Source organism: Burkholderia sp. AU32262 (assembly GCF_020419985.1).
In the GTDB taxonomy this organism is placed as follows: Bacteria; Pseudomonadota; Gammaproteobacteria; order Burkholderiales; family Burkholderiaceae; genus Burkholderia; species Burkholderia semiarida.
Map to the genome: position 1 here is coordinate 12,487 of NZ_JAIZRS010000031.1, position 21,997 is coordinate 34,483.

Below are 21,997 nucleotides of genomic sequence, written 5' to 3' on the forward strand. Positions count from 1 at the left end.
GCGCCGCCATGTCAGCCTCCTCCCCCGCTTCCACGCCCGCCGGCGGTGCATTCGCGGCCTGGTACGCCGCGTTCGGCGACTGGGCCCGCACCGACGGCGCCGCGTGGCTCTACCTGTTCAAGGCGCTGCTTGCCGCGTTCATCGCGACCGGCGTGTCGATGCGGCTCGACCTGCCCGCGCCGAAAACGGCGATGACGACCGTGTTCATCGTGATGCAGCCGCAAAGCGGCGCCGTGCTCGCGAAGAGCTTCTACCGGGTCGCCGGCACGATCTTCGGGCTGATCGCGACGCTCACCTTCGTCGGGCTGTTCCCGCAGCAGCCGCAACTGTTCCTGCTGGCGATCGCGCTGTGGATCGCACTGTGCACGGCGGGCGCCGCGCGCAACCGCAACTTCCGCAGCTACGGCTTCCTGCTGGCCGGCTACACGACCGCGCTGATCGGCCTGCCCGCGTCGCAGCACCCGGACGGCGCGTTCATGAGCGCGCTGACGCGCGTGGCCGAAATCATGGTCGGGATCGTGTCGGCCGGCGTCGTCAGCGCGCTCGTGTTCCCGCAGTACACGGGCGAGCAGATGCGCACGACGGTACGCAAGCGCTTCGGCACCTTCGTCGATTACGTCGCGTCGACGCTTTCGGGCCAGCTCGACCGTGCGCATATCGAAACCATCCATACGCGCTTCGTCGCCGACGTGGTCGGGTTCGAGGCCGCACGCAGCATGGCCGTGTTCGAGGATCCGGACACGCGGATGCGCAGCGGCCGCCTCGCGCGGCTGAACAGCGAGTTCATGAGCGCGTCGAGCCGCTTCCATGCGCTGCATCAGTTGATGAACCGGCTGCATGCGACCGGCGCGCAGGCCGCGATCGACGCGATCGAGCCGTACTTCCGCGAAATCGCGCCGCTGCTGCTGACGCCGGCCGGCGAACCGGTGCGCACGTCGGCCGACGCCGGCCATGCGGCCGCGCAACTGCTCGCGTGGCGCGACGCGCTGCCGCGCCGCATCCGCGCGACGCGCGCGGCGCTCGAAACGCGGCCGGACTTTCCGCTGCTCGACTTCGATACGGCCGCCGAACTGCTGTACCGCTTCATCACCGACCTGCACGAGTACGCGGCCACCTACGCGTCGCTGTCGAGCGCGACGCACGAGCGCGAACGCTGGATCGAACGCTACGAGCCGCGCACCAACGCGACGGCGACGGTGATCGCGGCGATCCGCACCGCGACCGTGATTCTCGTGCTCGGCTGGTTCTGGATCGAGACCGCGTGGCCGAGCGGCGTGACGATGACGCTCACGGCGGCGGCCACCTGCGCGCTCGCGTCGTCGACGCCGCGCCCGACCGCGATGTCCGCGCAGATGGGCATGGGCACGGCGCTCGCCGTCTGTACGGGCTTCCTGCTGACGTTCGGGATCTATCCGCACATCGACGGCTTCCCGCTGCTGTGCGTCGCGCTCGCGCCGCTGCTCGCGATCGGCATCTACATGACGCTGAAGCCGAAGCTCGCCGGCTACGGGATGGGCTACCTGATTTTCTTCTGCTTCCTCGCCGGCCCGGACAACATCACGCACTACGACCCGACCGGCTTCATGAACGATTCGCTCGCGCTCGTGCTGTCGATGGCGGTATCGGCGATCGCGTTCGCGGTGCTGTTCCCGCCGACCGCCCCGTGGCTCAAGAAACGGCTGTTCGCCGATCTGCGCCATCAGGTCGTCGCGGCCGGCCACGCACGGCTCGCGGGCCTGCGCACGCGCTTCGAAAGCGGCGCGCGCGACCTGATGTACCAGGCGCACACGCTGTCGGCCGACCAGCCCGACGTGCAGCGCGACGCGCTGCGCTGGATGTTCGCGGTGCTCGAAGCCGGCAACGCGACGATCGACCTGCGTCACGAGCTTGCGGCGCTGCCGCCCGACCCGCGCTATGCGAGCACGATGCCGTGGCGGCGCGCGATCGAGACGATGCGCACGGCGCTGTCCGCGCTGTTCTCGAAGCCGAGCGCCGCGCGCTTCGACGCGACGCTCGCCGCGACCAATGCGGCGATCGACGCGACCCGGCAAACGCTCGACGCGGTCGAGCCGTCGCGTGAAGAGCGCCACCGGCTGCAGCGCATCCTGAGCCATCTGCATTTCGTGCGGACCGCGCTGCTCGACCCGGAATCGCCGCTCGAGCCGCTCAACCGCAACCGCCCCGTGCGTCCCCAACCAGGAACCTCGTCATGATGCCGCGTGAAATCGCCATTCTCGATGCCTACATGCCCACGGTGGTGCTGATGTTCGTCCTCGGCGCGATCGCGACCTGGGCCGTCGACCGCCTGCTCGCCTACACGGGCCTCTACCGTCTCGTCTGGCACCCGTCGCTGTTCCGGGCCTGCCTTCTCGTCTGCATTTGCGGCGGACTGAGTCTTGCCGTTTACCGTTGATTCCGAACCATCATGATGCTCAGAAAACTCTTCGGCTTCGTCGCGACCGCCGTCATCCTTCTCGTCGCGATCCTGATCGGGCGCTCGCTGTGGGTGCACTACATGGACGATCCGTGGACGCGCGACGGGCGCGTGCGCGCGGAGATCGTCAACGTCGCGCCGGACGTGTCGGGCGCGATCGTCGAGCTGCCCGTGCATGACAACCAGCTCGTGAAGAAAGGCGACCTGATCATGCAGATCGATCCGTCGCACTACCAGATCGCGGTCGAGCAGGCGCAGGCGGCGGTGGCCGCCCGCCGCGCGGAACTGCAGATGCGCCGCGACGATGCGGCCCGCCGCGCGGACCTCGATGCGCTCGTCGTGTCGAAGGAAAACCGCGAGAACGCGGCGCACAGCGCATCGAGCGCCGAAGCACAGTACCAGCAGGCGCTCGCCGCGCTCGACGCCGCGAAGCTCAACCTCGAACGCACGCGCGTCGTCGCGCCGGTCGACGGCTACATCACGAACCTGCAGACCTTCAAGGGCAACTACGCGGTGGCCGGCCAGGCGAAGCTCGCGATCGTCGACAGCCACTCGTTCTGGGTCTACGGCTACTTCGAGGAAACCAAGCTGCCGCGCGTGAAGATCGGCGCGCCGGCCGAAATGCGGCTGATGAGCGGCGGCGTGATGAAGGGCCACGTCGAGAGCATCTCGCGCGGCATCTACGATCGCGACAACCCGCAAAGCCGCGACCTCGTCGCGGACGTGAACCCGACCTTCAACTGGGTGCGTCTCGCGCAGCGCGTGCCGGTGCGCATCAAGATCGACGAAGTGCCGGCCGACGTGGTGCTGTCGGCGGGCACGACCTGCACGGTCATCATCGATCCGGACAAGCAGAAGAAGCGGTGATCGGCGGGGCGCGCCGCACGCTCAGTGTGCGATGCGGAAGCGCCCGACCAGCGCCTTCAATGCCTGTGCCTGCTCGTCGAGCGCGTTCGCGGCCGCGGCCGCCTGTTCGACGAGCGCCGCGTTCTGCTGGGTGCCGGCGTCCATCTGCGTGACCGCGCGACCGATCTCGTCGATCCCCGCGCTCTGCTCGTCCGACGCCGCCGAAATCTCGCCGATGATGTCGGTCACGCGCTTGACCGCACGCACCACGTCGTTCATCGTGCGGCCGGCGTCGTGTGCGAGCGCCGCACCGTTCGCCACGCGCTCGACCGACGCGCCGATCAGTTCCCGGATCTCCTTGGCCGCGGTCGCCGAGCGCTGGGCGAGCAGCCGCACCTCTCCGGCGACCACCGAGAAACCGCGCCCCTGCTCGCCGGCGCGCGCGGCCTCGACCGCCGCGTTCAACGCGAGAATGTTGGTCTGGAACGCGATCCCCTCGATCGTGCCGATGATGTCGCGGATGTTCTTCGCGCTGTCGTCGATCTCGCTCATCGTCGCGACCACGCGCCCGACGACTTCCCCGCCCGTCTCCGCCACCGCCGACGCATTGGCCGCGAGCGTGCTCGCCTGCCGCGCGTTCTCGGCGTTCTGCCGCACGGTCGACGTGAGCTGCTCCATGCTGGCCGCGGTGCGCTCGAGCGCGACGGCCTGCTGCTCGGTGCGCCGCGACAGGTCGAGGTTGCCGGTCGAGATCTCGCCGGACGCGGCCGCGATGGCTTCGGCGCTCACCGCGATCTCGCCCACGGTTGCCGCGAGCCCCGTCTGCATCTCGGCCAGCGCGCGCACCATGCTGTCGCGATCGTGCCGGCCGAGCGTGATCGGCCGCGTCAGGTCGCCGCGTGCGATGTCCGCGGCAATCTCCTTCGCAAGCGCGGGCTCGCCGCCGAGCTGCGACGCGAGGCGTCGTACGACGCGTTCGGCGATCGCGACGGCCAGCACGATCAGCGCGGCCGTCATTGCCGCGATCATCGCGAACGACGACGAAAAAATGGTCGCGGACGCATCGAGCGTCGCCTTCGACTTTTCGCCGCGCGTCTTCACGAGTTCGGCGACGAGTTTTTCGAGCTTGCTGGTTTCGACCAGCAGCGACACGTCCTGCGTGCCGACCTGCCAGTTCATCTGCGACAGGTCGAGCGGCTGCGCGCGCACCAGCGTGACGAAATCGCGCAGATGCGCGCTCCACGTGCCGACCGCCGTCGAGAACGCGCGCAGCCGCGCCGAATCGCCGGCGTCGGCCGGATCCGCATAGCGCTGCAGCGTGCCGAGCGCCTGGCCGATCGACGCGAGCCCCGCGCTCACTTCGGCGCCGAGTTCGTCACGCTCCTTCGCGGTGGTCGCGGTCAGCAGCATCTTCTGCGCGCGGCTCGCGCGCAGCACCTCGGCCCGCACCTCCGCCGCCGCCCGGCTCGCGACGTGGCCCTGCTCGTAGACCGACGCGATCGACGCGTTCAGCCGGCTGATCTGCCACAGCGAGAACACGCCGATCGCGAGCGTACCGGCCAGCAGGATCGCGAATGCGGCGCGCAACGTCGCCTTGACGGTCCACGGCCGGCGCTCTCGGCGCGCCGCTCGCGCGCGTCGCGTGACGCGACCGGCGGCGACGTCGGATGCGGCGGCTGCCGCACCGGGCTGTGGATGCAAAGATGCTGCTTTCATCGAACTATCCCCGTATGGATCACGCTGCCGGAAAGGTCGGTCCGGCTGTCCCGCGATGGCAGGCCATGCCGCGCGTCCTGCGCCCGCCCGGCGGGTAGCCGGCGCCAGGCGCGGCGCGCGTGTCGTCATTGGGTCGTTCTACGGCCGCCACCGCCGTTTCTTGAGTCCGGAAAAACACGCACCGGGCCCCGGCGCGGCCCCGCCGAAGGGCGGACGCGCCGCCAGCGTTATACCCGTCCAAAAAGCACGCAGCAGCCGATCCGTCCGACGAATGTCCGATTCGCGATAAAACTTGGCCTGACATTCTTGATACGCCACATTACACTTCTTTGACGCATCAACGAATCAACCCACGCGCCGATCCCAACAGAGCGCGCCTGCCACCTCAACTCGTTCAGCTCACATGGAAACCAGCCTCGACTCCCGGGCCGGCGCAGCCGCCGCCCAGCCGTCCGCACCGCCCGTTGCCCGCACCGTCTACCCGGTGCTCGGCGCGATCAGCTTCTCGCACATGCTCAACGACATGATCCAGTCGTTGATCCTCGCGATCTACCCGATGCTCAAGAGCCAGTTCGCGCTGTCGTTCGCGCAGATCGGCCTGATCACGCTCACTTACCAGATCACCGCGTCCTTGCTGCAACCGCTCGTCGGCCTCTATACCGACAAGCGTCCGAAGCCGTATTCGCTGCCGGTCGGCATGGGCTTCACGCTCGCGGGGCTGCTGCTGATGTCGGCGGCGTCGAATTTCCCGATGCTGCTCGTGGCCGCCGCGCTCGTCGGCTGCGGGTCGTCGGTGTTCCATCCCGAATCGTCGCGGGTCGCGCGGATGGCGTCGGGCGGCCGGCACGGGCTCGCGCAGTCGGTGTTCCAGGTGGGCGGCAATGCAGGCTCCGCGCTCGGGCCGCTGCTTGCCGCGCTCGTGATCATTCCGCACGGCCAGCACAGCATCGCGTGGTTCTCGGCGGCCGCGCTCGTCGCGATGATCGTGCTCACGCAGATCGGCCACTGGTACAAGAAGCATCCGTCGATGAAGAAGAAGGCCGCGTCGGCCGGCCACCCGACGCTGTCGCGCGGCCGCGTGATGGGGGCGATCGGCGTGCTGGTGCTGCTCGTGTTCTCGAAGTACTTCTACCTCGCGAGCATCAACAGCTATTTCACGTTCTACCTGATCGACAAGTTCCACCTGTCGGTTCAGGCCGCGCAGATCCACCTGTTCGTGTTCCTCGCGGCGGTGGCGGCCGGCACGCTGATCGGCGGCCCGGTCGGCGACCGGATCGGCCGCAAGTACGTGATCTGGGTGTCGATCCTCGGCGTCGCGCCGTTCACGATGCTGCTGCCGTACGCGAACCTGTTCTGGACGAGCGTGCTGACCGTGATCATCGGCGTCGTGCTGGCGTCGGCGTTCGCCGCGATCCTCGTCTATGCGACGGAATTGATGCCCGGCAAGGTCGGGATGGTCGCGGGCCTGTTCTTCGGCTTCGCGTTCGGCCTGGGCGGCGTGGGTGCCGCCGTGCTCGGCCAGCTCGCGGACGCGACGAGCATCCCGTTCGTCTACAAGGTGTGCTCGTTCCTGCCGCTGATCGGCGTGCTGACGGTGTTCCTGCCGAACCTCGAAGGCAGCGGGCGCAAGCAGGCATGACGAACGGCCGGCCGCGGCACACGCGCCGCGGCCGGCCGATTCGAATGGAGAAGGGTTCGACGGCGGCTTCAGGCCGCCGTCGTCGCATGCAGCGTCAGGAAACGCTTGAGGATGCCGGACGAGTAGCTGCCCGCGATCGCCGACAGGAAGTGCGAGAACGATTGCGTCGCGTGGTCGTCGGCCGTATCGGAGATCGTGCGCACGAGCGCGAACGGCACGTCGTGTTCGGCGCACACCTGCGCGATCGCCGCGCCTTCCATTTCGACCGCGAGCGCGTCCGGCAGCGCGTCGCGCAGCGCGAGCACTTCCCGCTCGCTCGACACGAAGCGGTCGCCGCTGATGACGAGCCCCGCGTGCAGCGCCGCGCCGGCGAACCCGAAGCGCTCGGCGAACCGCGCGCCCTCTTCGTCGACGAACAGCGCGCACGCGGCCCGCAAGCGGGCCGTCAGCGCCGCGTCGGTCGCGAAACGCGTGATGCCGAGCAGCGGCACCTCGTAGCGCGGAAAGAGCGGCGATGCGTCGAGATCGTGCTGCAGCAGCGTATCGGCCACGACGACGTCGCCGACGCGCACCGTGCGCGACACACCGCCCGCGACGCCGGTAAACACCACGCCCGACACGCCGAACACGTGGATCAGCGCGCTGACCGTCGCGGCGGCCGCGACCTTGCCGACCCGCGCGAGCGTGACGACGCAGGCCGCGCCGTGCACGGTGCCGACGTGATAATCGCGGCGGCCGAGCGTGACCGTCTTCATCGCGCCGTCGGCGCGCATCGCGGCGATCAGGTCGCCGAGTTCCTCCGGCAGCGCGGCCAGAATGCCGAGCGGACGCGCGGCAGGCGCAACACCCAGGTCGACGTCCATCATTCCACCGCCTGCAGTTTCGCGACCGCGAGCGCGAGCCACTTCTCGCCGTGGCGCTTGAACTTCACCTGCGCCTTCGCATCGGTGCCGTTGCCTTCGAGCGCGGTGACCGTGCCTTCGCCGAACTTCGTATGGAATACCTGCTGGCCGACCCGGAAGCCGGCGTCGGCCGCGCGCTGCTTGTCCGCGAACGCGGGCAGCGGCGCGGACACGGCCGCGTCGACGATCTGCTCGCGACTGCCGCCGCCGGGGCGCGCGAACCAGTCGCGCCCGTAACCGGCGTTGTCCGAGCGCCCGCCCCAGCGCGAGCCGGCCTCGACCTTCGGCGTGAGCCACTTCAGCACGTGCTCCGGCAGTTCGTCGAAGAAGCGCGAGCGCACGTTGTAGCGGGTCTGGCCGTGCAGCATCCGGCTTTGCGCGAACGACAGGTAGAGGCGCTCCTTCGCGCGCGTGATCGCGACGTACATCAGCCGGCGCTCTTCCTCGAGGCCGTCCGATTCGAGCACGCTGTTCTCGTGCGGGAACAGCCCTTCCTCGAGCCCCGTGATGAACACGGCCGAGAATTCGAGCCCCTTCGCCGCGTGCACGGTCATCAGCTGCACCGCGTCCTGGCCGGCCTGCGCCTGGTTGTCGCCGGCCTCCAGCGACGCGTGCGACAGGAAGCCGGCGAGCGGCGTCATCGTGTCGGGGTTCTGGGCGGGGTCGGCGGGCGACGCCGCATCGAGCACGTCGAGCGCCGGATCGTCGGTCGCCGTGCCCAGCTCGGGCGCCGCGATCGCGCCCGCGCGCAGCGGGATCGAGCGAGCCGGCGTGTCGAGCCCGTAGCCTTCCTCGGCGATGAACGCGGTGGCCGCGTTCACGAGTTCCTGAAGGTTTTCCAGGCGATCCTGGCCTTCGCGCTCGCCCTGGTAGAAATCGGCGAGGCCGCTCGCGCGCACGATGTGCTCGACGGTGTCGGGCAGGTTCATGTGCTGCGTGTCGGCGCGCATCTTCGCGATCAGGTTCGCGAACCCGCCGAGGCTCGTGCCGGCCTTGCCGGTCACGTACGGAATCGCGGCGGCCATCGAGCAGCCGTACAGGCGCGCCGCGTCGGCCAGTTGCTCGACCGAGCGCGCGCCGATTCCGCGGGTCGGGAAGTTCACGACGCGTGCGAATGCGGTGTCGTCGTTCGGGTTGTCGATCAGGCGCAGGTACGCGAGCGCGTGCTTCACTTCCTGCCGCTCGAAAAAGCGCAGGCCGCCGTACACGCGGTACGGAATGCCCGACGACATCAGCGTGTGCTCGATCGAGCGCGACTGCGCGTTGCTGCGGTACAGGACGGCCACTTCACTGCGCGCCATCCCGGTATTGATCAGCGAACGGATTTCCTCGACGATCCAGCCGGCTTCCTGCGAATCGGTGCTGGCTTCGTACACGCGCACGGGCTCGCCGTGGCCGGCGTCGGTGCGCAGGTTCTTGCCGAGGCGGTGCGCGTTGTTCGAGATCAGCTGGTTCGCCGCGTCGAGGATGTTGCCGTGCGAACGGTAGTTCTGCTCGAGCTTGATCAGGTTGCGCACGCGGAATTCGTCTTCGAAGTCGCGCATGTTGCCGACGTTCGCGCCGCGGAACGCGTAGATCGACTGGTCATCGTCGCCGACCGCGAAGATCGCGTTCTCGCCGCCCGCGAGCATCTTGAGCCACGCGTACTGCAGCTTGTTGGTGTCCTGGAATTCGTCGACGAGGATGTGCCGGAAGCGCGCCTGGTAATGCGCGCGCAGCGGCGCGTTGTACGCGAGCAGTTCGTAGCAGCGCAGCAGCAGCTCGGGGAAGTCGACGACGCCTTCGCGCTGGCACTGCTGGTCGTACGCCTGGTACAGCTCGACGAACTTGCGGTTGAAGTTGTCGGTCGCGTCGACCTTGTCCGGGCGCAGCCCCTGCTCCTTCGCGTTGTTGATGAAGTACTGGACGTTCTTCGGCGGGTACTTTTCGTCGTCGACGTTGGCCGCCTTCATCAGCCGCTTGATCGCGGACAACTGATCGGCCGTGTCGAGGATCTGGAAAGTCTGCGGCAGGCCGGCGTCGCGCCAGTGCGTGCGCAGCATCCGGTTGCACAGGCCGTGGAACGTGCCGATCCACATCCCGCGCGTGTCGATCGGCATCATCGCCGACAGGCGCGCCATCATCTCGCGCGCGGCCTTGTTCGTGAAGGTGACGGCGAGCACGGTGGGCGGCGATGCGTAGCCCTGCTGGATCAGCCACGCGATGCGCGTGATCAGCACGCGGGTCTTGCCGCTGCCCGCCCCTGCGAGGATCAGCGCCGGTTCGTTCGGCAACGTGACGGCGGCGAGTTGTTCGGGGTTCAGATTGGCGAGCAGATCGGGCATGGAGCGGCAGCTGACGGGCGAGAAAAATGCGGACCCGACATTATAAGTCCGTCGCGTGCAATGCCGTGGCCGACCGATGTGGCATCGCGTCCCGACGATGCCGCTTTCCTGCCGGCGACGGCTTCGGCGCCCGTCACCCGCGTTATTTCCTGGGCCGCCTGGCGGGTTTGTCGCCGATCCAGTCGGGATGTCGGACATACCGGCGAACTTGTTCGTCGAGCTCGGGGCCGTGATACAGGTCCAGGCATTTCAGCAGAGCAAATTCGGCCCCGGCGTAACCTTCCACGGGATTGCCGTAATCGCGGTGCAAATAGTGTTCAGCAAGGCGCTCGACCGCCGGATCGCCCTTCTCGTCATCGTAATAAGTCCATTCCAGGAACGCACTCTTGGTCATTTCGGCATCCTTGCCTGCCGGCGATCCTCGGTAAGCGATCGACAGGCAGGCCGCCAACGCCCTGTCCTTGTAATTCTCCGCATTGGTGCGCCGCACGGCCATGACGGAATCGGCCGCTTCGGCAGACAGTGCCGAACATAGCGCGACGGCGCAGACTGCCCGAAAAACGTTCATTTGAGCGTCCAGAAACAAGCGCGGCTAGTGCGATAGTTCGCCCCCGGCTCGTTGAAATAACAAGCGTCGTAGCACTGGCGCCCATTGAACAGCGTCGCATGCCCGCTGGCGTCACTCCACCCATGCACCTCGAAAAGGCCCTACTTACATCCACAGCCAGACCCGCAAGTTAGCGCTCGCAACACGCGTCAGCAATTGGACACGTACGAACTGACTGCATAGGCCGCGAACGGCTCACTCGACGCCTGGCGATTTATAATGTCAGGTTCAAGTCTCCAACACGCATTTTTCGGCAAATTTCCACCATGAGCGACAACACGCTGGCGAAGAGCTTCGAACCCCACACCATCGAGTCCCAATGGGAGCCCGAGTGGGAAAAACGCGGCTATGCCGCCCCGGCATTCGATCCGGCGCGCCCCGATTTCGCGATCCAGTTGCCGCCGCCGAACGTCACCGGCACGCTGCACATGGGCCACGCGTTCAACCAGACGATCATGGACGGCCTCGCCCGCTACCACCGGATGCTCGGCGAGAACACGCTGTGGGTGCCCGGCACCGACCACGCGGGGATCGCCACCCAGATCGTCGTCGAGCGCCAGCTCGACGCGCAGGGCGTGTCGCGCCACGACCTCGGCCGCGAGAAGTTCGTCGAGCGCGTGTGGGAATGGAAGCAGAAGTCCGGCTCGACGATCACCGGCCAGGTGCGCCGCCTCGGCGCGTCGACCGACTGGTCGCGCGAATACTTCACGATGGACGACAAGATGTCGGCCGCCGTGCGCGACGTGTTCGTCACGCTCTATGAACAGGGCCTGATCTATCGCGGCAAGCGCCTCGTCAACTGGGATCCGGTGCTGCTCACCGCCGTGTCGGACCTCGAAGTCGTGAGCGAGGAAGAAAACGGCCACCTGTGGCACATCCGCTACCCGCTCGCCGACGGTTCGGGCTCGCTGACCGTCGCGACCACACGCCCCGAGACGATGCTCGGCGACGTCGCGGTGATGGTCCACCCGGAAGACGAACGCTACGCGCACCTGATCGGCAAGCTCGTCACGCTGCCGCTGACGGGCCGCGAGATTCCGGTGATCGCCGACGACTACGTCGACCGCGAATTCGGCACGGGCGTCGTGAAGGTCACGCCCGCGCACGACTTCAACGACTATCAGGTCGGCCTGCGCCACAACCTCGCGCCGATCGAGATCCTGACGCTGGACGCGAAGATCAACGACAACGGCCCCGAGCAGTATCGCGGCCTCGATCGCTTCGACGCGCGCAAGGCGATCGTCGCCGACCTCGACGCGCAGGGCTTCCTCGACTCGGTGAAGCCGCACAAGCTGATGGTGCCGCGCGGCGACCGCACGGGCGTCGTGATCGAGCCGATGCTGACCGACCAGTGGTTCGTCGCGATGACGAAGCCGGCGCCGGAAGGCACGTTCAATCCGGGCAAGTCGATCACCGAAACGTCGCTCGACGTCGTGCGCAGCGGCCAGATCAAGTTCGTGCCGGAAAACTGGACGACCACCTACTACCAGTGGCTCGAAAACATCCAGGACTGGTGCATCTCGCGCCAGCTGTGGTGGGGTCACCAGATTCCCGCGTGGTACGGCGAGAACGGCGAGGTGTTCGTCGCGCGCGACGAGGAGCAAGCGCGTGCGCAGGCCGCGGCGAAGGGCTATGCGGGCGCGCTCAAGCGCGACGAGGACGTGCTCGACACGTGGTTCTCGTCCGCGCTCGTGCCGTTCTCGTCGCTCGGCTGGCCGAACGAAACGCCCGAACTGCAGCACTTCCTGCCGTCGTCGGTGCTCGTCACCGGCTTCGACATCATCTTCTTCTGGGTCGCCCGGATGGTGATGATGACCACGCACTTCACCGGCAAGGTGCCGTTCCACACCGTGTACGTGCACGGCCTCGTGCGCGACGCGGAAGGCCAGAAGATGTCGAAGAGCAAGGGCAACACGCTCGACCCGATCGACATCGTCGACGGCATCGATCTCGACACGCTGGTCGCGAAGCGCACGACGGGCCTGATGAACCCGAAGCAGGCCGCCACGATCGAGAAGAAGACGCGCAAGGAATTCCCGGACGGCATTCCGGCGTTCGGCACCGACGCGCTGCGCTTCACGATGGCGTCGATGGCGACGCTCGGCCGCAACGTGAACTTCGACCTCGCGCGCTGCGAAGGCTATCGCAACTTCTGCAACAAGCTGTGGAACGCGACGCGCTTCGTGCTGATGAACTGCGAAGGCCACGACTGCGGCGCCGACAAGCCCGAAGTGTGCGGCGCGGGCGACTGCGGCCCCGGCGGCTACCTCGATTTCTCCGCGGCCGACCGCTGGATCGTGTCGCTGCTGCAGCGCACCGAAGCCGACATCGCGAAGGGTTTCGCCGATTACCGCTTCGACAACATCGCGAGCAGCATCTACAAGTTCGTGTGGGACGAGTACTGCGACTGGTATCTCGAACTCGCGAAGGTGCAGATCCAGAACGGCACGCCGGAACAGCAGCGCGCGACGCGCCGCACGCTGCTGCGCGTGCTGGAAACGGTGCTGCGCCTCGCGCACCCGGTCATCCCGTTCATCACCGAAGCGCTCTGGCAGAAGGTCGCGCCGCTCGCCGGCCGCTATCCGCAGGGCAAGGCCGACGGCGAGGCGTCGTTGATGACGCAGGCCTACCCCATCGCGAACCTGCAGAAGCTCGACGAGGCGTCCGAGCAGTGGGCGGCCGACCTGAAGGCGATCGTCGACGCGTGCCGCAACCTGCGCGGCGAGATGAACCTGTCGCCGGCCACCAAGGTGCCGCTGCTGGCCGCCGGCGACGCCGAGCGCCTGCGCTCGTTCGCGCCGTACGTCCAGGCGCTCGCGCGCCTGTCGGAAGTGCAGATCCTGGCCGACGAAGCGTCGCTCGACCAGCAGGCGCACGGCGCGCCGATCGCGATCGTCGGCCCGAACAAGCTGGTGCTGAAGGTGGAAATCGACGTCGCGGCCGAACGCGAGCGCCTGGCGAAGGAAATCACGCGCCTGACGGGCGAGATCGCGAAGTGCAACGCGAAGCTCGGCAACGAGGCTTTCGTCGCGAAAGCGCCGCCGGCCGTGGTCGAACAGGAGCAAAAACGCGTCGCGGAATTCCAGAGCACGCTCGAAAAACTGCGTGCTCAGCTCGATCGGTTGCCTGCGTAACAAAGGGTAAGGTCATTTGCGTTCACTATAATGCGGACGTGAACATAGACCGTCTGACAAGTCGATTACAGGAATAAAGGTTCGATCATGTTGAAAGTCACCAAGGCGGTATTCCCCGTGGCCGGTCTCGGCACGCGGTTCCTGCCGGCAACGAAGGCGAGCCCGAAGGAAATGCTGCCGGTCGTCGACAAGCCGCTGATCCAGTACGCGGTCGAGGAAGCGATCGCTGCCGGCATCACCGAGATGATCTTCGTGACCGGGCGCAGCAAGCGCGCGATCGAGGATCACTTCGACAAATCGTACGAAGTCGAGGCCGAACTCGAGGCGCGCGGCAAGGAAAAGCTGCTCGAGCTGGTGCGCAGCATCAAGCCGAGCCATGTCGACTGCTTCTACGTGCGCCAGCCGGAAGCGCTCGGCCTCGGCCATGCGGTGCTGTGCGCGGAAAAGCTGGTCGCCGACAATCCGTTCGCGGTGATCCTCGCGGACGACCTGCTCGACGGCAACCCGCCGGTGATGAAGCAGATGGTCGACGTGTTCGACCACTATCACAGCTCGGTGATCGGCGTCGAAGAGATCCCGCCGTCGGAGACGAAATCGTACGGGATCGTCGACGGCAAGGAATGGGAAGAGTCGATCGTCAAGATGTCGGCGATCGTCGAGAAGCCGGCGCCGGAAGTCGCGCCGTCGAACCTCGGCGTGGTCGGACGCTACATCCTGAAGCCGCGGATCTTCGAGCACCTGCGCGCGCTGAAACCGGGCGCGGGCGGCGAACTGCAACTCACCGACGCGATCCAGGCGCTGCTCGCCGACGAACAGGTGCTGGCCTACAAGTATCAGGGCACGCGCTACGACTGCGGCAGCAAGCTCGGCTACCTGAAGGCGACGGTCGAATTCGCGCTGCGCCACCCGGAAGTCGGCGCGGAGTTCGAGACGTATCTGCGCACCCGCGACGGCGGCCAACCGGCCGTCTGAACGCGGCAAGGGCCTGCCGCGGCGGGCCCGCCCTCACCTTGCGGCCGGCGCCTTCAGCGCGCGTCGGCCGGCTTCACCGAGACGACGCCCGGCATGCCGCCCGCGTCGTCTTTTTTCGTCTTGACCAGCCAGCCGGTGCCGTCGCCGAACGGGACCTTCGCCAGCGCGCTCTTCACGAGCGCTGGCGCGGCCTGCTGCGTACCCGGATCGCGATCGCGCAGCGACGCCGACACGCGATAGACGTCGGCGCCCGATTTCGCATCGACGAAACGCAGCGTCAGCACGTGGCGGTACACGCGGCCCATGAACGGCAGCGCGAGCGGCGCGGGCCCGTCGACCGTCACGCATGCGCTGCTCGCCGCGCCGCAGCGCTCGGCGCTTGCCGCGACCGCCGCCGGCTGCGTCGCGTACGCGATCGACAACCGGTAACGCGCATCCTTGAGCGGCTGCGCATCGAAGCCGCGGCGCGCGAGTTCGTCGCGCACGAGCGTCTCGATCTGCCGGTACTCGGCATCGCCCGCCTGCGCGGCCGTCCGCACGAAATCGTAGCCGTGCGCACCGGAAGCGAACGCATCCGGCTGCCCGACCGCACTCACGCCGCTCGTGACGCCGGCGCAACCCGCCAACAGCGACGCCGCCAGCGCGGCCGCCGCCCATTGCTTTCTCATGGCTTTCCCCAAATGCCTGCCGTCGCGCCCGGCCCTGTCAGGCGGACGGCTCGTCGATCGCGGGCAGCGACACCGTCACCGCGGTTCCGACACCCACTTCGCTGTCGACCGACACGCTGCCCCCATGGCGCGTGACGACCGTCTTCACGAACGCCATGCCGAGCCCGGAACCCGAGATTTCGGGCCGCTCGCCGGCATGGAACCGCTTGAAACGCTCGAACAGATGCCGCTGATCTTCCGGCGCGATGCCGTACCCCTGATCGCGAATCGTACAGAACATCCGCTTCGTTGCGTGCTCGACCGTCAGCGTACACGTGATCACCGTGTCGGACGGACTGTATTTGACCGCGTTGTTCAGCAGGTTCACGAACGCGCGCGTGATCAGCGAGCGGTCCGCGCGCACCCAGCACATGTCGGCGCCCACGTCGGTCTCGATGCGGATGTGTTTCGCCTGCGCCTGCGGCCACACCTCGTCGCTCGCATCGATCAGCACGTCGACGAGGCTCGTCACCTCGAGCTGGTACGCCTGCGACTCGGCGCGCGCCAGTTGCACGAACTCGTCGGCGAGCGACAGCGCGCGGTGCGCATAGCGCTCGATCCGTGCAAGCAGCCCGCGCATCGCATCGCTCTCGACGCGGTCGCGCTCGATCTCGACCAGCGCGAGGATCGACGACTGCGGCGAACGCATGTCGTGCGACAGCAGGTGCAGAGCTTCCTCGCGCTGCCGCTCGGCCGCGTGCAGCTCGGTCACGTCGACGAGGCCGGCGATCCAGCCGGTCACGCGACCTTGCGCGTTCGTGCACGCGGCGTAGCGTAGCAGATGGTCGAGCCCGTCCCGGTCGCGCACCTCGATGCCCCGCGCCATCGCGTCGTGCTCGGCCTCGAGCGTCGGGTCGAGCGCGGCCGGCCAGTGCTCGCGGATCGCCGCGTCGTGCTCGGCGTTGCCGTCGACCGTCTTCATGAACGTCAGTTCGCCGAGCGCGATGCGCAGCGGCCGCCCTTCCGGCAGCGGCAGCGCGAGCCGCGACCCGTAGCGTTTGGCCGCATGATTCGCGATCAGCACGGTACCGGCGAGGTCGGTCACGAAGATCGGTTCGGGCATGCTGTCGAGGCTGTCCCACACGAAGCGCTTCATGTCCTGCACGCGCTGCGCGGCCTGCGCCATCAGCGCCATCTGCCGCTCGAGCACGTCGCCGCCGACGTTGCGCGTGCGCGGCGCCTCGGGCAGCAGGTGCGGCTCGTCGGCGAGCTTCTGCAGCTCGCGACGCAGATACGACATCGTCATTTCCAGCCGCCGCCAGTTCCAGATCGGGTAGACGGCGATCAGCCCGAAGATCGCCGGCGCCGGCGTCAGCCAGATGCGCGCCTCGAACAGCAGCGCCACGCTCGCGACCACGGCGAGCGCGGCCAGGCTCAGCGTCAGCAGCAGCGCGCGCCACGGCGACAGCATCAGGAAGCCGCCCAGCAACACGGCGAGCGGCAGCAGCGACGCGATGAACAATCCCGCGCGCGACGCGGGCGAGATCGCGCTGCCGGTCGCCAGCATGTCGAGCACGTTCGCATGGATGTACACGCCGGCGAGCGGACCGAACTCGCCGGACACCGGCGTCGCGAAGCGATCGTACAGCCCGGACGCGGTCACGCCGACGACGACGATCTTGCCGCGCAGGGCGTCGGGCTTCACGCGCCCTTCGAGCACGTCGTCGAACGACAGCGTCGGATACGCGGGCGTGTTGCGGCTGAACGGAATCAGGTAGCGGCCCTCGCCCGCCGCATCGCGCGACAGGTCGTGCGCGTTCGCGCCGGGCACGCCGCCGACCGGGTGCAGCCGGCCGGCCTGGATCGCGCGGTACACGGGCACCATCAGTTGCGGCCAGCGCACGCGGCCGTCGCTTTCGAACAGCGCGACGCTGCGAACGATCCCGTCGCGATCGACTTCGAGATTGATATGGCCGAGCCCCGTCGCACGCGCGGCGAGCGCGGCGACCGGCGGATCGACGGAACGCGCGCCGTCCGCCTGCTCGGGGCTCAGCAGCACCGGCAGAAAGGTCGGCACGCGGCTCATCGCGTCCGCGAACGCGCGATCCTCGGGCGACGGCTCGGTAAACAGCACGTCGTAGACGACGGCGGCCGGCTGTGCGCGCGCGAGCGTGTCGAGCAGCCGCGCGTGCACGTCGCGCGGCCACGGCCAACGACCGAGCGCGGATACGCTCTGGTTGTCGATGTCGACGACGACCACGTCGGGCGACAGCGGCAGGCTGCGCAGCATCAGCAGCCGGTCGTAGATCAGCCCGTCGACGCTCGACGACAGGCGGCCGAGCGCGCATGCGAGGATCACCGCGATCCCGAGGCAGCCGATCGCGATCCATTCGATCAGGAAGCGGCGGCCGAGGCGTCGCCGCGGAGAAACGGAGTCGTGTCTCATGCGCCGCGGGTCAGCGCGACAACGTGAACGCGCTGACCGGACTGGTCTTCTCGTAGAACTTGCCGCCTTCGAAATCCTCGACGGTCACGGCCCAGAAATAGTCGCCCGGCGGCAGGTGCGCGACGGTGATCTGGCGCGCGTGCAGGCCGACCTGATCGACGACCGGCGCGCTCAGGTCCTTCGAGCGCGACAGCACGAAGCGGTAACGCGCGTTCTTGCCCGAGCCATTCGGCGACCAGCGGAACTCGTAACCGCCCGCGCCCTGCGACGCGCTCGCGTCGAGCCCCATCACGCGGCGTTCGAACGCATAGGTGCGCGGCCGCCCCTCGAGGCCGTTCGCATCGATCGCGGCGATCCGCACGAAGTAATTCCCGTTCGGCACGTCGCGGAACACCGCGCGCGGCGAATCGGTACGCGTTTCGCGGAACAGGTCGAGCAGCCCCGCATCGTGCGCGAGCTGCACGCGATACGCATGCACCTGCGCGAGCGGCGCGACGTCGAAGGCGACGTCGGGCTCGTCCTGCACCTTGTCGGGATGCGCGAGCGTTGGCGCGCCCAGCAGTTCGACGGGCGCGCCGACCGCGCCGGACGACGTCGCGACGCTGCCGAAATTCGCATGCACGAGGGTCGCGTCGGCCGGCCGCCGGCCGCCCGCGACGCCGACGGTGCCGTCGAGCACTTCGACGCGCGTCGTCGCATTGCCGGCCGCGTCGTAGTTCACGCGAAAGCGCGTGCCGCGCACGCCTGCCACGACCGACGGCGAGCGGATCTGGAAGCGGTCGTCGCGTTTCTTCAGGTGGGTGACTTCGCTGTCGACCGAGCCGCGCGTGAGCTCGAACTCGCGATCGAGCGTGCCGGTCAGCACCGTGCGGCGCAACGACTTCAGGTCGAGCTGGCTGTCGGGCGGCAGGCTCATGTGCGTGCCGTCGCTCAGCTCGATCGTCACGAAGCCGTTCGCGCCCGTGCGCACGCGGTCGCCTTCGGCGAGCGTCGCATCGTTCGCGAGCGGCGCGAAGGCGCCGCCGGACGCGCGCTCGGCCGTGCCCTGCACCGCGACCACGCGTGCGGTGAGCTTTTCCTTGCGCAGCCGCGCGACCGGCAGCTTCAGCGCGATGCCGGGCTGCAGGTGCTTCGGCGCCGGCACGCCGTTGATCTGCTGGAGCAGTTGCCAGTCGTCCGCGCCTTGCAGGTAGCGCGCGGCGACGTCGTACAGCGTGTCGCCCGCCTGCGTGCGATAGACGACCATCTTTCCCGCGGCGGCGGGCGGCTGCGCGACGGCGGGCTGCACGGCGAACGCCAACGCCGCCGCGCAGGCTGCGTGCAGCGCCGCCGTACGCAGGCTCGCCGTGCGCGGCGCGATTCGCGTGATCACTCCGGTTCCCCCTGGCCGACCCGTTCGAGCCGGTAGCCGTACCCGTAGATCGGCGCGAGACGGTAGCCGTTTTCGGGCCGCAGGCCGAGCTTGGTGCGCAGCATCGAAATGTGCGTATCCATCGTGCGCGACGGGATGTCGGTCGCCTGCTTCCACACGAGGTCGAGAATGTGCGCGCGCGACAGGGGCCGGTCGAGATGCTGGAACAGCAGCAGCGCGAGCTCGAATTCCTTTTGCGTGAGGCTCACGGCCTTGTCGCCGACGTACGCCTGCTTCAGGTTCACGTCGAAACGGAACTGGTCGAACTCGCGAACGGTCGCCTCGGCGTTGACCGGATACGCGCGGCGCAGCAGCGAACCGATGCGCGCGCGCAGGATCGGGCCCGACACGGGCTTGACCACGTAATCGTCGGCGCCGGCGTTGAGGATCTGCGTGATACCCGCCTCGTCGTCGCGGCTCGTCATGAAGATGATCGGCAGGCTGTGCTCGGTCTGGTTGGCGCGCACCCACTTGAGCACTTCCTCGCCGGACATGTCGGGCACGTTCCAGTCGAGCACCAGCAGATCGAACGTCTCGCGCTGCAGGCGCTTTTTCAGGGCCTTGCCTTCCTTGAACGCGTAGCACGTGTGGCCGATGGCCGTCAGCGTTTGACTGACGAAATCCGTCTGGGCCGGATCGTCATCCAGTACAGCAATTCTCATAGCACCCCGCAAATCGAAGTCGGTTCGTCCATTCGGCTCCCGCGCCTGCCCCGGCCGCGCAGGATGCGCGCGGCGTTCCGGATACCGGCCGGCGAGCCGTCGTTCGCCGCTCGCGCCTCCTGCGCACCCCGGCGACCCCGGCTAAATATCTCAAAAACGGGGCACGGACGAACCGGCGATTTCATCATAGTAGTATGAAATTCGCCAAGAAATTGCGCGGACTATCGCCCTTTCTTCGAATAATCCCTTCTGTTGCGCAACCGGACGCCTATTCGGCGCCCGCGATGCCGGCCACCGGCTCGGCACAGTCGTCTGTCGGCACGCGCGGTGACGGCGGCTCCGCCAGCGGCGGTTGCGCAAGCATCCGCTGCAGCTGGTCGCGCACACGCTCCCACGCGCCGGCCGCGTAGTCGGGCTGGCCCGCCGCCCATGCCTGCGCCAGATCGAACACGCGCTCGATCGTCGCGCCGCAGTAGGTCGGGCCCGAGCCGTCGTCCCGCGCGGCATCGCGCAGCCGTTCGTCGAGCCACTCGGCCAGCCACGGCATCTCGGCGGCGGCCGAATCCGCATACGCCTCCAGCGCGGCACGCGCGTGGCGGTCCTGTTGCGGATCGAGCTCGATCCGGCTCAATTCCGACGTGCGCACGGGCGCAATGCTTTCCGCTCCGGACGGGCTTCCAAAGGTCCCTGGTCTGAAGGACATGTCCTCTCCCCGTTGTACGACGGTAGCGTCAGGCATGGCCCCCGAGCCCGCCGTGCGACGTACCGTGGCCGGCGCCTCCGCTGGGAGCGGACGACCGGCCGGCTCAGTATACGCAGCCGGTCGCGCGACGAGGTTTAAGAATTGTCAGAAAGGAGCGGCAAGACACGGCCGGCCGGAAGCCTGCCGCGGCGGGATGGGTAATGCGCGCCTTCAGCGGCGGCGCATCAGGAACACGAAGGTCTTGTCCTGCGTCGTCGATTCGACGATCTCGTTGCCCGTCTGCTTCGCGAACGCGGCGAAATCGCGCTGCGAGCCCGGATCGGTCGCGAGCACCTTGAGGATCTGCCCGCTTTCCATATCGGCAAGCGCTTTCTTGGCACGCAGGATCGGCAACGGGCAATTGAGCCCGCGCGCGTCCACTTCCTTGTGAATCTGCATCGGCTGTCGACCTTCGAATGACGCGCCACACCTGGCGCGGGAGGAAGCCGCGATTTTACCGCAGCGCCGCCGCGCCTGCCCGGGCGCCCACGGCCCGGCGCCCGCCGGCATCCGGCTCATGCGCCGGAGAAACCGCCCGCGAGCCGTTCGCGCAGGTGCCGCACGAGCGCGCGCACCGCGCTCGGCACGACGGGGCTGTACGGGCGGATCGCGAAAATATGGTCGCCGAACGCGCCCGACGGCCGCCAGCCGTCGAGCAGCGCGACGAGGCGGCCGGCGTCGAGATCGCGCCGCGCGCTGAAATCGGGCAGCAGCGCGATGCCGAGCCCGCCGAGCGCGGCCTCGCGCATCGCCTCGCTGTTGTTCGCCGCGAAACTGCCGCGCACCGGCACGCTCACGCGCTCGCGCAGGCGGCCGTGCGGCTCGAAGCTCCACGCGGCCGGCTCGTTCTCGCGCAGGTAGCACAGGCAGCTGTGATCGACGAGTTCGCCCGGGTGGCGCGGCGCGCCGCGCGCGTCGAGATAGTCGCGGCTCGCGACCAGCAGCGAACGCGTGTCGCACAGCTTCCACGCGACGTGGGTCTGCGGCGCGGTGGTCGTATGGCGAATCGCGAGATCGAAGCCCTCCTGCGTCAGCGAATGCAGGCGATCCGACAGGTCGAGCTCGATCTGCACGCCCGGATGCCGGCGCAGGAAATCGGGCAGGTGCGGCACGACCTGCTGGCGCCCGAGCGCGACCGGCACCGTCACGCGCAGCAGCCCGCGCGGCTCGCCGGCGAGATCCTTCACGCGCGCGAAATGCTGGCCGATCGACTCGAACGCGTCGCGCGTGCTGTCGACGAGCGTCTGGCCCGCATCGGTGAGCCGCACGCTGCGCGTGGTGCGGCGCACGAGCGGCACGCCGGCCGCCTTTTCGAGATCGGCGATGCGCTGGCTCATCGCGGCCTTGCTGATGCCGAGCCGCTGCGCGGCAGCCGTGAAACTGCCCGCCGCGGCCAGCACCGTCAGCGAATGGATATGCGGCCAGAGCGCCTGGACATTTTGCTGATTCATCCGCCGATTATTCAGAATTCTGAACAGTGAATCAAGTTTGGCGGACTTCTCCCGCCCTGCCGGT

18 protein-coding genes are annotated in these 21,997 nt (G+C 68.2%); 6 read left to right on the forward strand and 12 right to left on the reverse strand.

What is annotated here, in order from left to right; all coding sequences use genetic code 11:
• Positions 1-8 precede the first annotated feature (8 nt).
• Genes LGN10_RS28365 through LGN10_RS28375 form a run of 3 tightly spaced genes read left to right on the forward strand, consistent with a single transcriptional unit; the run spans position 9 to position 3,301 of the window.
• Positions 9-2,213: an FUSC family protein gene (locus tag LGN10_RS28365; RefSeq protein ID WP_226225765.1), complete on the forward strand. Its 2,205-nt coding sequence runs from the start codon at positions 9-11 to the stop codon at positions 2,211-2,213.
• Entirely contained in the window at positions 2,210-2,413 is a 204-nt protein-coding gene (locus tag LGN10_RS28370; protein ID WP_006476212.1) for a DUF1656 domain-containing protein, read from the forward strand. The genes LGN10_RS28365 and LGN10_RS28370 overlap by 4 nt, the downstream gene beginning before the upstream one ends.
• A 12-nt stretch (positions 2,414-2,425) precedes the next feature.
• On the forward strand, positions 2,426-3,301 hold the full coding sequence (locus tag LGN10_RS28375; RefSeq protein WP_060316250.1) for an HlyD family secretion protein: 876 nt from the start codon (positions 2,426-2,428) through the stop codon (positions 3,299-3,301).
• 21 nt (positions 3,302-3,322) lie between these two features.
• On the opposite strand, the gene LGN10_RS28380 is transcribed toward LGN10_RS28375, so the two are convergent.
• Positions 3,323-4,996 (reverse strand): methyl-accepting chemotaxis protein, encoded by a 1,674-nt coding sequence (locus LGN10_RS28380; protein ID WP_226225767.1) that lies wholly within the window; start codon positions 4,994-4,996, stop codon positions 3,323-3,325.
• 403 nt (positions 4,997-5,399) lie between these two features.
• On the opposite strand from LGN10_RS28380, the gene LGN10_RS28385 reads away from it, so the two are divergent.
• Positions 5,400-6,635 carry an MFS transporter gene (locus LGN10_RS28385; RefSeq protein ID WP_059640682.1) on the forward strand — a complete coding sequence of 412 codons (1,236 nt, stop codon included), beginning with the start codon at positions 5,400-5,402 and terminating at the stop codon, positions 6,633-6,635.
• Between the two features lie 68 nt (positions 6,636-6,703).
• Here LGN10_RS28385 and LGN10_RS28390 read toward each other — a convergent pair whose 3' ends face one another.
• The 4 genes from LGN10_RS28390 to LGN10_RS33855 all read right to left on the reverse strand — a co-directional run bounded on the left by LGN10_RS28390 (position 6,704) and on the right by LGN10_RS33855 (position 10,557).
• On the reverse strand, positions 6,704-7,498 hold the full coding sequence (locus LGN10_RS28390) for a 5'-methylthioadenosine/adenosylhomocysteine nucleosidase (protein ID WP_413227168.1): 795 nt from the start codon (positions 7,496-7,498) through the stop codon (positions 6,704-6,706).
• On the reverse strand, positions 7,498-9,861 hold the full coding sequence (locus LGN10_RS28395) for a UvrD-helicase domain-containing protein (RefSeq protein ID WP_059575855.1): 2,364 nt from the start codon (positions 9,859-9,861) through the stop codon (positions 7,498-7,500). The genes LGN10_RS28390 and LGN10_RS28395 overlap by 1 nt, the downstream gene beginning before the upstream one ends.
• 142 nt (positions 9,862-10,003) lie before the next feature.
• The gene (locus LGN10_RS28400) at positions 10,004-10,429 is read right to left on the reverse strand and encodes a type VI secretion system amidase immunity protein Tai4 (protein ID WP_059575857.1); all 426 of its coding nucleotides are present in this window, start codon (positions 10,427-10,429) and stop codon (positions 10,004-10,006) included.
• On the reverse strand, positions 10,426-10,557 hold the full coding sequence (locus LGN10_RS33855) for a hypothetical protein (RefSeq protein WP_413227167.1): 132 nt from the start codon (positions 10,555-10,557) through the stop codon (positions 10,426-10,428). Before LGN10_RS33855 ends, LGN10_RS28400 begins: the two co-directional genes overlap by 4 nt.
• Before the next feature lie 177 nt (positions 10,558-10,734).
• Between LGN10_RS33855 and LGN10_RS28405 the strand changes: the two genes are divergently transcribed.
• Both LGN10_RS28405 and galU read left to right on the forward strand, forming a co-directional pair.
• A complete protein-coding gene (locus LGN10_RS28405; protein WP_226225770.1) occupies positions 10,735-13,602 on the forward strand; it encodes a valine--tRNA ligase in 2,868 nt (955 codons plus the stop codon).
• 87 nt (positions 13,603-13,689) lie between these two features.
• Positions 13,690-14,574, forward strand: a complete 885-nt coding sequence (gene galU / locus LGN10_RS28410) for a UTP--glucose-1-phosphate uridylyltransferase GalU (RefSeq protein ID WP_059575861.1) — start codon at positions 13,690-13,692, stop codon at positions 14,572-14,574.
• 53 nt (positions 14,575-14,627) lie between these two features.
• On the opposite strand, the gene LGN10_RS28415 is transcribed toward galU, so the two are convergent.
• From LGN10_RS28415 to LGN10_RS28445, 7 genes are all read right to left on the reverse strand, one after another.
• A complete protein-coding gene (locus LGN10_RS28415; RefSeq protein WP_059575864.1) occupies positions 14,628-15,242 on the reverse strand; it encodes a DUF4136 domain-containing protein in 615 nt (204 codons plus the stop codon).
• Positions 15,243-15,279: 37 nt separating this feature from the next.
• Positions 15,280-17,667 (reverse strand): CHASE2 domain-containing protein, encoded by a 2,388-nt coding sequence (locus LGN10_RS28420; RefSeq protein ID WP_104012267.1) that lies wholly within the window; start codon positions 17,665-17,667, stop codon positions 15,280-15,282.
• 10 nt (positions 17,668-17,677) lie between these two features.
• Complete coding sequence (locus tag LGN10_RS28425; RefSeq protein ID WP_226225771.1) at positions 17,678-19,039, reverse strand: FecR domain-containing protein; 1,362 nt, start codon at positions 19,037-19,039, stop codon at positions 17,678-17,680.
• Entirely contained in the window at positions 19,036-19,740 is a 705-nt protein-coding gene (locus LGN10_RS28430; RefSeq protein ID WP_027784223.1) for a response regulator transcription factor, read from the reverse strand. The genes LGN10_RS28425 and LGN10_RS28430 overlap by 4 nt, the downstream gene beginning before the upstream one ends.
• A gap of 268 nt (positions 19,741-20,008) precedes the next feature.
• Positions 20,009-20,443: a hypothetical protein gene (locus LGN10_RS28435; RefSeq protein ID WP_059575870.1), complete on the reverse strand. Its 435-nt coding sequence runs from the start codon at positions 20,441-20,443 to the stop codon at positions 20,009-20,011.
• A 210-nt stretch (positions 20,444-20,653) separates the two neighbouring features.
• A complete protein-coding gene (locus LGN10_RS28440) occupies positions 20,654-20,881 on the reverse strand; it encodes a sulfurtransferase TusA family protein (protein WP_006402122.1) in 228 nt (75 codons plus the stop codon).
• A 116-nt stretch (positions 20,882-20,997) separates the two neighbouring features.
• The gene (locus LGN10_RS28445) at positions 20,998-21,933 is read right to left on the reverse strand and encodes a LysR family transcriptional regulator (protein ID WP_226225772.1); all 936 of its coding nucleotides are present in this window, start codon (positions 21,931-21,933) and stop codon (positions 20,998-21,000) included.
• Between the last annotated feature and the right edge of the window lie 64 nt (positions 21,934-21,997).